Below are 12,451 nucleotides of genomic sequence, written 5' to 3' on the forward strand. Positions count from 1 at the left end.
TGCCGCAGCCTTTTCTTTTGGGCGCGCCTTGCCGTCCGGCCGGGCGCTGGCGGCCGCTAAACGGCCGACGCTTGCAAAAGGGCCGGGTTTGCATAATGATTGCTACTGGCATATGGGGCAGACTTGCCCGCGCGTCGGACAAGGGAGCCCCTTGAACCGCCAACGCGCAGCGCGCCCTTTTTGCCGGTTTACCGAGGAGAAGCATGCCCCAGACCCTGCGCGTTTTGTTTTTGATGGAAGACCTCTGTTTCGGCGGCACCCAGCGGCAGATGCTGGAGCTGGCCCGTCGCCTGGACCGCGGGCGCTTCACGCCCGTCATGCTCACCCTGACCGGCCCCACGGACCTGGACGCCCTGGCCCGTCAGGGGGGGGTAGAGCTGCATCACCTGGGGCGCAGCCGGCGGGTGCCGCCGTTGTTTTTTTTGCGCATGGCCAGGGCTTTGCGGCGGCTCAGGCCGGACGTGCTGGTGCCCTGCACGGCTCTGCCCAATATCTGGGGACGCATCTGGGGGCGGCTGGCCTGGCTGGGCCGCGCCAAAGCGCCGCTGGTGCTGGGCACCTGCCGGGGCGGCGGCGGCCCTGTGCGGCAGCACGAACGCTGGCTCTGGCGGCTGGCAGATGAACTTATCTGCAATTCGCAGGCCCTGCGCGAAGTACTGGAGGACCTGGGCGTGCCGCCCGTGCGCCTGCACTACATTCCCAACGGGGTGGATACGGAATTTTTTGCGCCCGCGGCCCCGCCCGTGGCGGAGCGCGGTCCGCTGATCCTGTGCGTGGCGCGTCTGGCCGAGGACAAGGACCATCTGACCTTGCTGCGGGCCTTTGAACAGGTGCTGGCCCGCCACCCCCAAGCGCGGCTGCGCCTGGTGGGCGACGGGCCGGAAGAGGCGCGTTTGCGCCGCTGGACGGCGGAACATCCGGCGGGCGCGCGGGTGGAGCTGACGCCCGGCGGCCTGGACATGCGGGCTCACTATGCGGCGGCGCGGCTGTTTGCCCTGGCCTCGGTGCGTGAGGGGCAGCCCAACGTGCTTCTGGAGGCCATGGCCTGCGGTCTGCCCGTGTGCGCCACGGCTGTGGGCGGCGTGCCCCGGCTGGTGACGGAAGGGACCACGGGCCTGCTCTGCGCTGCGGGCGACGCTGACGCCCTGGCGGAAAACTGCTGCCGCCTGCTGGAGGATGACGACCTTTGCACCCGTTTGGGCCATGCGGGGCGGGAAAGGGCGCAACGGGATTTTTCTTTTTCCCGGATGGTAGCGGATCACCAGACGCTTATGTCCGCTGCGGACGAGAGGTTGTGATGCAGCCACACAATACGGAACGTGCGGGGCTGTCCGGCTTGCTGCGGCGCTGGGTCTGCCTGTTGTTTGCGGCGGTCTGCTGTGTGGGGCCTTTCTGCGGTCCGCAGACGGCGTTGGGCGAAGCCCCTCCCCCTGTCCGGACGGAGCCGGGGGCACAGGGCGCGGCCCCGCCCGCAATGTCTGTCGCTCCAGCGCCGGCGGAAGTGACCGAACTGTGGACCGGCTCCATCTTTTCGTCCACCTACCGGGTAGGGGTGTGCTTTTCCGCTGCCGGGGCGGTGCGCGGGGTGGTGTATCTGCGCCTGCGCAATGGGGAGGTGGACGTCTACCACATTGACGGCAGCGTCAAAGATAATGTGGTCAAAGCGCGTCACAGTTCCGGGCATACCTTTAAGGGCCGGCTGGTGGCGGCGGACCGGGTGGAAGGCGTGATCCATCTGAAAAATGGTCTGCGGCTGAACGTGGAGGGCCGTCGCATCCAGGGCGCGCCCTTGACCGGCGATGACTGCGCGCCGCCCGCAGCAGACTGAGGTCATCGGGGCGGTAAAGGCTTTTTCGTTCCCCGCCGCGGGGTGAAGCCACTGGGAAGAATCCCCGCTGGGAGCCTTTTCCCTGAAATGCTCCGGGCGTTCGTGCAACGGGCGGCCTGTCGCCAGGGGCAAGGGACTCTCCACACGGTTGCGCGCCGGAGTGGCCCCTTGCCTGCCCTTGAGAATGAGGGCGCTCAAAGATACTATGCGGTAGTGAGGAGGTGTTGCCATGTTTTGGCTGTGGTTTGTGCTGGTGGTGGGGCAGTGCGCCCTGTTGTTTATTCTGGCCCGCACAGGCGAGGCTTTGCCGCGCCGGGCGCGGGAGGAGGCTGCTGCGGCGGCCGCCATGCCCGACGCGCAATGGCCTGCCGCGGCCCTCATCGTGCCCGTGGCCGGCGCGGACCCGCGGATGGAAGGCGCCCTGCGCAGCCTGCTGACCCAGGACTACCCCGGACTTGCGCCCGTGCTGGTGACAGCCACGGAAAGCGAACCCGCCGCAGAGCTTGTAACGCGGCTGTGCAAGGATTTTCCGGCCACGCGGCATGTGGTGGCCGGTCCGGCCCAGGGCTGCGGGCAGAAGAACCACAATCTGCTGGCCGGGGTGGACGCTGTGGGCCCTGCAGCGGAAGTCTATTTGTTCTGCGACAGCACCCACCAGGCGGCCCCGGACCTTGCGCGTCAGCTGGCCGGGCCGCTGGTCAGGGGCGAGGCGGCCTTTACCACGGGCTACCACGAAGTGGACCCAGGCGACAGCCAGACGGCCACCCTGGGCTATGCCTTCTGCGTCATGCTCATGCGTCTGCTGCAGGCCATGGGGGCCTTTACCCAGCTCTGGGGCGGGGCCATGGGCATGAGTCGCGCGGCCTTCAAGAAGTACGGCGTGCGCTCTTTGTGGTCTGAAACCGTGGTGGACGATTGCTCTCTTACCGCCCTGCTGCAGGTGCGCGGCGCGGGTGTGCGGCTGTGCCCCGGCGCGCTGTTGCGTACTGAGGCCGCCAATCACCCCCCGCACGTCTGGCGGGCATGGATGGACCGGCAGGTGCTGTTTCTGAAGTTCTGTATGCCGGGGCAGTGGCTGCTGCTGGGGCTGCTGGCCGTTATGACGGCGGTGCCCGTGCTTGGCGCGGCGCTTTCTTTGTTGGGCTGGCTTTTGCACCTGGGCGGCGGCGCGGGCGTGCTGCTGACCCTGTTCTGGCTGGCGGCTACGGCCGGGGCCCTGTATCTCTGGCGGGCGCTTTTGCCCCGCCCCGTGTCCCTGCTGCGCTGGTTGTGGGCCTATGGCCGTTCCGTCTGCCTGTTTGCGCGGGTCTATGCGGCCAGCGTGGGGGCCACGGGCATCGCCTGGCGAGGCATTCGCTATGTGGTGGGGCGCGGCGGCGTAGTGCGCGAGACTTCGCGCCAGTAGGGCCTGGCATTTTTGCAAATGCGCATGCGCAACGTTGGGGGCATCGCAATTTTGCAATGCTCTGGCGGTTGTGTAAGCAGACGTCCGCTCCGGCACTTGCCCGTAACATTTTTGTCATAACGGGCCAGGCGGCGCTTGCGCCTCTGTAGCGGGCGGGAGGATGGATAAAAAAGTTCTTAATGATCAGTGGCTTTGACACAGGTACCCGGCGCTGTGTATGGTTCGCCCCTTGGCTGCCCGTAGAACCGGTCGTCGGTTGTCGCGGACGCGTCCCGGCGGGCGTGCGGAGTTTTTTTATGACGGTGATGACGGTGGTTGACGCATGATTGCCATGTCTGACCTTTTTCGCGTGAGCCTTAGGCAGGTTGTGCGCCAGCGCGGCTTCGGGGTGATGCTTTCCATTGCTCTGGGCATTACGGCCTTTATCGTGCTGGCCGTGCTGGGGCGCGAGATCCGCTACAAGGTGGGTCAGGACATGGTGCTCATGGGCGGGGTCAACGTCATTCAGGTCTATATGGATGACCGGCAGTATCCCGGCCAGCCCCAGCGTGAATTTTACCCCGATACGGTGGCGGCCCTGCGCGCCCTGCCCGGCGTGGGCATGGTAAGCCAGAACATCCGCAACGGCAGGGCCTTTACCCTGCGCGGCGAAGGCGAACGAACCCTGGCCCTGGACTTTATCGGCGTGGACCAGGAGTTTGCCGAGGTCTACTCTCTGGATCTGGTGGCCGGGCGGCTGCTGGACGATCAGGACGTGACGGCGCGCCGAAGGGTGTGCCTGCTGGGCCGCGAGGGCGCGCGCAATCTCTACGGCGAACCTGCCAACGCCGTGGGCAAGTTGTTGTTTCTGGATCAGGACGTCTTTGAAGTGGTGGGCGTGATCAGCGGCGTCATGCTGGGCGGTTGGGGGCAGGGCGGCTTTTTGCCCTACACCACTATGATGGACCGCAACTGGGGCAGCGGCAAGGTGACGCGGTTGTTTGTGCGGGCCGTAGGCTGGGAGGACGTGCCTCCCCTGGTCCGGCGCATTCCCGAAGTGGTGCGCGCGCACCAGGATGCGCCCTATCTGGTGATCCGCACCCAGGAAGATCAGCTCTCGCGCATCAAGACCACCTTTATGTGGGTGGAGGCTCTGCTCTGGCTGGGCATCGCCGCTTCCCTCATGCTGGGAGGCTTCGGCATCTGGTACGGCACGTTTGCCGCCGTGCGCGCCCGCACGCGCGAAGTGGGGCTCAAAAAAGCCATGGGTGGTTCGGATGCGGACATCCTGGCCCAGTTTCTGGCCGAAGCCTTGTGCAAGTCCGTAGCCGGCGGCATACTGGGTATTGCCATCGGCCTGTTGCTGGTAAAAATCGGCTCGTGGAGTCTGGGCACGGATATTTCCTACCCCTTGCTGCTGGTCAGCAGTGTGGGCAGCATTGTGTTTTCTGCGGTCCTCGGCGTGGCCGGCGGTTTGTACCCGGCCGTTCAGGCCAGTCGCATGGATGTGGTCACCGCCCTGCGGTTTGAGTAATTGCGTGTTGCGCCCGCAGGCGTTTTGCATGGCGGACGGCCGTGCGGAACCGTCAATGGCGGACAAGGTTGGAGCATGCCACCGGTAATCGTCGCCCAAAACCTGTATAAACGCTACGAAGGCTTTCCGCCGGTGCTGCGCGGGGTCAACATCACTGTGGAGCCCGGCGAGATGGTGGCCATCATGGGGCCTTCCGGCTGTGGCAAATCCACCATGCTGCACGTGCTGGGCATGCTCCACGCGCCTGACGCCGGCAGCCTGGAGATCCTCGGCGCCGACGTACTGGCCTTCAACCGGGAGCAGACAGCAGCCTTCCGGCGCGGCAACATGGGCTTCATCATGCAGGCCAGCAACCTGTTTGACCACTCCACTGTGTTCGAGAATGTGGAGTTCCCCCTCATCTATGAGCAGGTGCCGCCGCAGGAACGCTGGGAACGCGTCATCCGCGCCCTGGAGCTGGTGCGCCTCTCGGCCAGGGTCCATTACCGCAGCAACCGTCTTTCGGGCGGTGAACAGCAGCGCGTGGCCATCGCCCGCGCTATGGTCAACAATCCGCGCATCCTCCTGGCCGACGAGCCCACGGGCGCGCTGGACGCCAAAACCAGCCGTCTGATCATGGAAAATTTTCGCAACCTCTGCCACACGGGCGGCGTGGCCTTGGTTATGGTGACCCACGACCCTAAGATGGCTGAGTACTGCGACAGCATCTACACCCTTGAAGACGGCGTGCTGCAGTGCCGTCGCCACGAACCGCCGCCCCTGCCGCCTCAGGACGCGCACAATCTGCTGCAGGGCCCCGCGCCTGTGGTGCGCGGCGCGCTGGTGGCCGCACGCTTTCCCGAAGCCGCCGGTCAAGGGCTCATGTACGCGGCCCATCGTCTGCACGCGGCCGGTCTGCTCTCGCGCATCTACGCCCTGAGCGAAAGCGGCTTTCTGAGCAGTCCTGAAGGCTACGCCCTGCCTCTGGCCGTGCGCCGCATGGGTCGGCTGCGCTGCCTTGGGGCCTTTGCGGGCATGCTGCGGCATATGCGCGACACCTCGGCACAGGTCTGGGAGCTTTGGCGACAACGGCCCGGCCGGGACGGCCGCGGCTGGTGGGCGCAGCTGCAGGCCTTTTGCGCCGGGGCCCTGCTGGCCCGCTGGGGCGTGCAGGACGGCATCCAGTTTTTTTACGCGGCTGAGGCCCGTGGGCCTTCTACTGCCAGTTGGGTAGCCGCGCGCCTCATGCGGGCGCCCTTTGCCTTTGCCGTCCGGGCGCGGGATCTGGCCGCCCCCGGCAGCGACTGGGCGGCCATGGTGCACGATGCGGCCTTTGTACGCTGTGATACCGAGGCCACCCGCGCGGCTCTGATCGGGCTGCTGCCCGAAGCCGAAGGCAAGGCCATTGTGCTGCGTGACCCTCTGACCCTCACCCCGCCGGAAGACGACGCGGATATGCCCGTTGCGGGCCGTAGGGACGTCAATCTGCTGGCCGTGGGCACCCTGGCCCGGCGCAAGGGCTACGATGTGCTGCTGCGGGCCTGCGCCCTGCTGGCGGAGCGCAAGGTGCCCTTTCAGCTGGAAGTGGTGGGGCAGGGGCCGGAGCGCATGGCCCTGCGTCGGCTGGCCCGGCGGCTGGGTCTGCGTGGCCGGGTGCGCTTTGTGCCCCGTGTGCCTCACGAGAATATGCCCGACGTTTACGGCAGGGCGGATATTTTTGTGGCGCCTGGCCGCCGGACGCCTCAGGGCGATGTGGACGGCCTGCCCTCGGCCCTGGTAGAGGCCCTGGCCAGCGGCCTGGCCGTGGTGGTCAGCGATCTGCCCGGTCAACTGGAGGCCGTGCGGCAGGGAGAAAACGGCCTGGTGACGCCTCAGGAAGACGTGGAGGCTCTGGCGGGGGCGCTGGAGACCTTGGCCGCTTCGGAGGAAGAACGGCGGCGGCTCGGGCGGGCGGCCCGGCAGGCCTTGCCGGCCCTGCTGGACGGCGAGGCCACGGAAGCCCGTTTTGTGCAGCTGTTCAAATCTGCCTGCGCTGTGCAGAGGTAAGACGTTTTTCAGACCAATGATACTTTTCAGGGCAAGCGCACTGTGAAATTGTTCTGGCGGCCGCACAGACAGATCCCCGTTGCGGCGGGGCGGCAGGCGTACTGTATTTGTTCTGTTCAACACCGAAGTGAGCGTAGTAAAAACGTTGAGAATGGCTGTTCTCAGCGCTGAAAGGCCCTGGGGCAATGCTTTGTCGGAGCCTTTTCGGCGTGGCGTGCGGCAGAAGCTGTCTGAAATTGTAGTGTAGAGGTAGGTATGGATTTTAACGGCGTGCGCGTTCTGGTGGTGGGCGATGTGATGCTGGATCGCTACGTTTCCGGCGGCGCACGGCGCATTTCGCCGGAAGCTCCGGTGCCGGTGGTGGCTGTGGGGCGGCGCTGGTCCGCCCCCGGCGGTGCGGCCAACGTGGCCCGCAACCTGGCGCGTCTGGGGGTTGTGGCGGATCTGGTGGGCCTGGCCGGACGGGACGCGGATGGCGAAGAACTGCGCACGGCCCTGGCGGCCGAGGGGCTGGACGACTGCCTGATTTACTCTGCGGCGCGGCGCACCACCTGCAAAACGCGGATTCTGGCCCAGGGGCAGCAGATGCTGCGCCTGGACGAAGAAGTCTGCGCCCCTCCGCAGGCAGACGAACTGGCCCGGCTGCGGGGGCGTGTGCTGGACCTGCTGCCCCGCTGCGGGGCCGTGGTGCTTTCAGATTACGCCAAGGGCGTGCTGCTGGCCGACGCGGAAGGGGCAAGCCTTTGCGCGGCGGTGACGGCGGCGGCCGCCGTCAGAGGGATACCCGTGCTGGCGGACCCCAAGGGCGGGCAGTGGGGGCGCTACAGGGGCGCACAGTGCGTTACGCCCAACAGTGCGGAATTTGTGCGCGCCGGGGGCGAGGACGGCGGCGCGGAGCCGGACGCGGCGCAACGCGCGGCCCTGGCTGCCCGGCTTTGCGCGGACTATGGGCTGGAACGGGTGCTGCTGACCCGTGGGGCCAAGGGCATGGAGCTGTACGCGGGGCAGGGGCTGCTCTGCCGCTGCGCGGCGCGGGCGAGGGAAGTGGCGGACGTTTCGGGCGCGGGCGATACGGTGGCGGCGGTGCTGGCGGCCTGCGTGGCTAAGGGGCTCGCCTGGGAAGAGAGCGTGCGCGTGGCCAATACGGCAGCGGGCGTGGTGGTGGGCAAAATGGGCACCGCCCCCGTGACCTTGGCTGAACTGCGCGCCGCCCTGCGCGAAAATGCAGAAAATCCTAAACTCTACGCCCTGCCGGATTTACTGGAAAAAGTGGAGGACTGGCGGCGCAAAAGCGAAACCGTTGTCTTTACCAACGGCTGCTTCGATTTACTGCATCCAGGGCATGTTTCCCTGCTGCGGCAGAGCGCGGCTCAGGGCGACCACCTCATTGTGGGGCTCAACAGCGACGCTTCGGTACGCCGGCTCAAGGGCCCCAGCCGTCCCATTCAGGACGAGCGCAGTCGGGCGCAGCTGCTGGCCGCCCTGTACGGGGTGGAGGCGGTGGTGCTGTTTGACGCGGACACGCCCCTGGAGCTCATTACGGCCATCCGGCCCGACGTGCTGGTCAAGGGCAGCGACTATACCGAAGCCGCCGTGGTGGGGGCCGACGTGGTGCGGGCCGCCGGGGGCCGCGTGTTTCTGGCCGCTTTGACGCCCGGCTGCAGCACCACCGGCATTGTGCGTAAAATCGACGATGGATCCCATGCCGGGGGGCCGCGGCGCTGATGGCCGGACAGCGCATCCTGGCGGCCGACATCGGCGGCACCAACGCCCGATTCGGCTGTTTTTTTGTGGAGGACGGCCAGTTGCGCCTGGAGCGCGTGTCCTGGATGCCTTCGTCCGGTCTGCGGGATACGGAAGCTGTGTTGCGGACCTTGCAGCACCGCCTGGACCTGGAGCTCAGTCCCCAGGATGTGCTGGCCTTGGCCCTGGCGGGACCGGTGGCCGCCGAACGGGGCAGGCTGACCAACGGGTCCCTGCAATTGGACTTGGCCGTGGCGCGGCAAAGGTTCGGCTTGCGTCGCTGCCTGTTGTGCAATGATTTTGCCGCGGCGGCTCTGGCCACCCTCACCCCGGCAGGAGAAGACGCCCGGCTGGTGGCCGGAGACCGCTTGGCGGAAGGCGCAGGGCCGGAAGGCCGTGCCGCGCGGGCCGTGCTGGGGGCAGGTACGGGGCTGGGCGCGGCGCTGCTGGTCTGGACAGGGCGGCGCTGGCTGCCCGTACCTTCGGAGGCGGGGCATGCGGCCTTCCCCTTTTCTGGACGTCCGGAGCACGATTTTGAGCGATTTTTGCAAAGGGATCTGGGGCAGAGCTGGATCAGCGCCGAAGATGTGCTTTCTGGTCAGGGGCTCAGCCAGCTGCATTTTTTTCTCAGCGGCGAGTACTTGTTCCCCCCGGTGGTGGGCGCGCGGGCATTGCAGTCGGAAACGACCACTTTGCAGTGGTACGCCCGTTTTCTGGCCCGGTTTTGCCGCAACTGGATGTATGCGGCCTTGAGTCTGGGGGGACTGTGGGTCTGCGGCGGCATTGCCGCCCGTAACCCTCTGTGTCTGACCTGCTCCCAATTCGGCGAAGAATTGCAGCGCGCCAATCCCCTGCGCGCGCTGTTCGCGCCTGTGCCAGTGCGTCTTATGGAGAATGAAAACAGTGGGTTGTGGGGTGCGGCCCGCGCCGGGCAAAACCTTGTCGAAAAGGGCGGTCGGGCCTAGCGTCGATTACTTTTGAGAATAGGTAGCCTCAAAGGTTACGGCATGTTCGTTCCGGCGCAGGGGCGTGCAACTACACAGCGGTGCTGTCTTTATCCGTAGCTGGCGCTGTTGTCTTTGCCCGTAACGTCCTTTGTCGTAACGGGCCAAGCTCCTGCAGCGCACCGGCTGAAGTTACGCTTGCGCCACCATGGCGGGTGGCTGCTTACGCAGCCGCCAGGGCACTACAACGTGCAATGCCCCGGAGCCCTGTGAGGACGCCGTTTCCGGGCGGGACGGCGCGGGGGCGCAGGGGGCGTGCAAAAGCTGCAGCTTGTCCTGCCGCGCCGGTAAAAAAGTTTCAAAAAAAAATCGTTACCGCAGCCGGGGCTTGACAAACATTCTGTAGTAACGATAATGTTTATTACAAATCAGTGGAGAAGAGCTATGGCCCAAGTACAAACCCGAATGACGCGGCAACGGGCGGTAATTCTGGAAGAGCTGCGCAAAACCGCCACTCACCCTACGGCGGACGAGCTGTACAGCATTGTCCGGCGGCGTCTGCCGCGGATAAGTCTGGGTACCGTGTACCGCAATCTGGATTTTCTGGCAGACAGCGGCGAGATCCGCCGTCTGGAAACCGCCGGCAGCATCAAACGCTTTGACGGCGACATGTCCCCGCACCAGCATGTGCGCTGCGTTTTCTGCGGCCATATCGGCGACGTGATGGAAACCAGCGCAGCACCTTCGGTGGAAGGCATGCGGGTGGAGGGCTTTGCCCACATTCTCAATTCGCGCGTGGAGTACGACGGCATTTGCGAGGCCTGCGCCCGTCAGCGCGCTGTTGACGCCGCTGCGGAGCGGGGGGATGACGACGCCCGACGCACGGCTTGAGTCTTTGCGCCGACAAGGGTATGCAAAAAGGCATGCGCGGCCTCGTGGACAGCGCCGCCCGGCGGCGTTGTCCGGCGGCGCGTCCGGTCTGACTCAGGCGTGCCGTTGTACAGAATGAGGCAGCCCGCCCCATAACCACCAAGGAGAAGATCATGGCAGAAAGCAGGGAAAGCCGGAAAGAAAAAGTCGTTGAAGTGCTCAACAAGGCCCGGGCCATGGAGCTTTTCGCCATCCACCAGTACATGAACCAGCACTACAGCCTGGACGACATGGATTACGGCGAACTTGCCGCCAACATGAAGCTCATCGCCATTGATGAAATGCGCCATGCCGAGGCCTTTGCCGAACGCATCAAGGAGCTGGGCGGCGAGCCCACCACCCAGAAAGACGGCAAGGTGGCCACCGGGCAGGACGTGCCCGCCATCTATCGGGCCGACAGCGCCCAGGAAGACCATACCATTGAGGCGTACAGCCAGTTTCTGCAGGTCTGTAAGGAGCAGGGCGACATTGTTTCCGCCCGGCTGTTTGAGCGCATTATTGACGAAGAGCAGGCCCACCTGACCTACTATGACAACATCGCCGGCCACATCGAGCGCCTGGGCGATACGTACCTTGCCAAGATCGCCGGCACGCCTTCCAGCACCGGCACGTCTTCCAAGGGCTTTGTGACCGGAACCGCCGCTGCGGAATAAAAAGCGGCAAGTGAGGCAAGCTATGGCCGATACCAAGGATATGTGGCGCTGTCAGACGGTCAACTGCGGCTATGTGTATGATCCCGATCGCGGCGATCGCAGGCACAAGATACCCGCTGGAACCAAGTTTGAAGATCTGCCGGACGACTGGCGCTGTCCCGTGTGCGGGGCGGGCAAAAAGATGTTCCGTCCCCTGAGCGAAGGCTAGTTTCGGCTTACCCCTTTCCCGGCCCCGACCGCTCCAAGGCTGTCGGGGCCTTTTCGTTGGGCCTGGTTGATTGCACCCATGGCCGTCTTGGCGTATGCTGCAACAAGCAGGAGCGAGGGCGCGCGGCGCGGGCCCGCTTCCGGGAGGCGCAACAGTGCGGCGTTTTTATCAGGAAAGTTGGCAAGGCATTCCCTTTACCTCATTCTCGCATATCTCCTTTTTTCACTTGGCCGAACCCAAGTTCTACGCTGTGTTTTATGAAGAATTGTTCCGCCGTTACAAGGATTGGGACGATCTGCCCGCCCAGTGGCGCGAAAACAAGCGTAAGGACGCCCGTTGGTTGGTGGGGCAGTTGCGCGCCAAGCTGGTTCAGGAGCCGGCGGGCCGCACCGAGCCCGTGCGCGTGCTCTCCATCGGCAGCGGCGTGGGCTATATGGAAAACGTTTTACTGGACGAGATGCCCGATCTGGAGCTGCACGTCAACGAACCCAGCACCGTGAGCATGCGCTGGCTGCGGCAGCGCGTGCCCAACGAGCGTATCTACATCGGCCTGCCGCCCGCCTGTCTGCCCGCGGACGTGCGCTATGACATGATCTATCTTTCCACGGTAGATTACGGCATTCCCACGCGGGAATTCGCTCATCTGCTGAGTGAACTGCGCGCCCAGCTGCTGCCCGGCGGGGAGATCATCCTGCTTTCCGCTTCGCTTCTGGAAGAGGATTCGTTCATCGGCAGCTTTGTCAACGCCATCAAGATTTTCATCCGGGGGGCTCTGCATTTTCTGGGCATCCGGCGGCAGCAGTTCTGGGGCTGGCGGCGCACCCGCAAGGAATACCGCGATCTGTTCAAACAGGCGGGCTGCGCCAACGTGCAGGACGGTTGGCTGGAAGACGGCTTTGAAACCTACTGGATACGCGGCAGCTAGAGTATTTAACACTTGAAATGCTCGCTTACGGCAGGCAAAAGCCTGCCGTAAGCGAGCATTTCGTGGCAAGGATTTTCAAGAAAATCCTTGCAGAGCAATTAACTCATTTCATTCGTAAACTGCTCTAGCTGTAGAGTGTCAATACGTTGTTCACCCTCGCTCCAATTTTGAAGCCGGAGGTTTCCTGCCAAGAGCCGTGTGAGGACGCGAATAATTGTAGTGATGCGTCCATATGGGCAAGTTGGCTGCCCTTTTCCATGAGTGGGTGTACGTTTCG

The 12,451-nt window shown here is 64.9% G+C and carries 11 protein-coding genes and 1 pseudogene; 11 read left to right on the forward strand and 1 reads right to left on the reverse strand.

Annotation, left to right across the window (positions count from 1 at the left end):
• Positions 1 to 203: 203 nt before the first annotated feature.
• From EB812_RS05640 to EB812_RS05690, 11 genes are all read left to right on the forward strand, one after another.
• The gene (locus EB812_RS05640) at positions 204 to 1,298 is read left to right on the forward strand and encodes a glycosyltransferase family 4 protein (RefSeq protein WP_118230461.1); all 1,095 of its coding nucleotides are present in this window, start codon (positions 204 to 206) and stop codon (positions 1,296 to 1,298) included.
• Between the two features lie 176 nt (positions 1,299 to 1,474).
• Positions 1,475 to 1,828, forward strand: coding sequence for a hypothetical protein (locus tag EB812_RS05645; RefSeq protein WP_130957915.1), 354 nt, complete (start codon positions 1,475 to 1,477; stop codon positions 1,826 to 1,828).
• 229 nt (positions 1,829 to 2,057) lie between these two features.
• Positions 2,058 to 3,233, forward strand: coding sequence for a glycosyltransferase family 2 protein (locus EB812_RS05650; protein ID WP_118230459.1), 1,176 nt, complete (start codon positions 2,058 to 2,060; stop codon positions 3,231 to 3,233).
• A 322-nt stretch (positions 3,234 to 3,555) separates the two neighbouring features.
• A complete protein-coding gene (locus tag EB812_RS05655) occupies positions 3,556 to 4,746 on the forward strand; it encodes an ABC transporter permease (protein ID WP_118230458.1) in 1,191 nt (396 codons plus the stop codon).
• A gap of 75 nt (positions 4,747 to 4,821) precedes the next feature.
• Entirely contained in the window at positions 4,822 to 6,771 is a 1,950-nt protein-coding gene (locus tag EB812_RS05660; protein ID WP_118230457.1) for a glycosyltransferase, read from the forward strand.
• A gap of 255 nt (positions 6,772 to 7,026) precedes the next feature.
• Complete coding sequence (gene rfaE2, locus EB812_RS05665; protein WP_118230456.1) at positions 7,027 to 8,496, forward strand: D-glycero-beta-D-manno-heptose 1-phosphate adenylyltransferase; 1,470 nt, start codon at positions 7,027 to 7,029, stop codon at positions 8,494 to 8,496.
• Positions 8,496 to 9,479: a glucokinase gene (locus EB812_RS05670; protein WP_118230455.1), complete on the forward strand. Its 984-nt coding sequence runs from the start codon at positions 8,496 to 8,498 to the stop codon at positions 9,477 to 9,479. Before rfaE2 ends, EB812_RS05670 begins: the two co-directional genes overlap by 1 nt.
• A gap of 423 nt (positions 9,480 to 9,902) precedes the next feature.
• Complete coding sequence (locus tag EB812_RS05675; RefSeq protein ID WP_118230454.1) at positions 9,903 to 10,349, forward strand: Fur family transcriptional regulator; 447 nt, start codon at positions 9,903 to 9,905, stop codon at positions 10,347 to 10,349.
• Between the two features lie 152 nt (positions 10,350 to 10,501).
• Positions 10,502 to 11,041 (forward strand): bacterioferritin, encoded by a 540-nt coding sequence (locus EB812_RS05680; RefSeq protein ID WP_118230453.1) that lies wholly within the window; start codon positions 10,502 to 10,504, stop codon positions 11,039 to 11,041.
• A 22-nt stretch (positions 11,042 to 11,063) separates the two neighbouring features.
• Positions 11,064 to 11,249 carry a rubredoxin gene (locus EB812_RS05685; protein WP_118230452.1) on the forward strand — a complete coding sequence of 62 codons (186 nt, stop codon included), beginning with the start codon at positions 11,064 to 11,066 and terminating at the stop codon, positions 11,247 to 11,249.
• Positions 11,250 to 11,403: 154 nt separating this feature from the next.
• Positions 11,404 to 12,174, forward strand: a complete 771-nt coding sequence (locus EB812_RS05690) for a class I SAM-dependent methyltransferase (RefSeq protein WP_118230451.1) — start codon at positions 11,404 to 11,406, stop codon at positions 12,172 to 12,174.
• A 124-nt stretch (positions 12,175 to 12,298) separates the two neighbouring features.
• Here EB812_RS05690 and EB812_RS11900 read toward each other — a convergent pair.
• Positions 12,299 to 12,451, reverse strand: a pseudogene (locus EB812_RS11900) (integrase core domain-containing protein); the annotation flags it as partial.

It is taken from the genome of Desulfovibrio legallii (assembly GCF_004309735.1).
Taxonomy (GTDB): Bacteria; Desulfobacterota; Desulfovibrionia; order Desulfovibrionales; family Desulfovibrionaceae; genus Desulfovibrio; species Desulfovibrio legallii.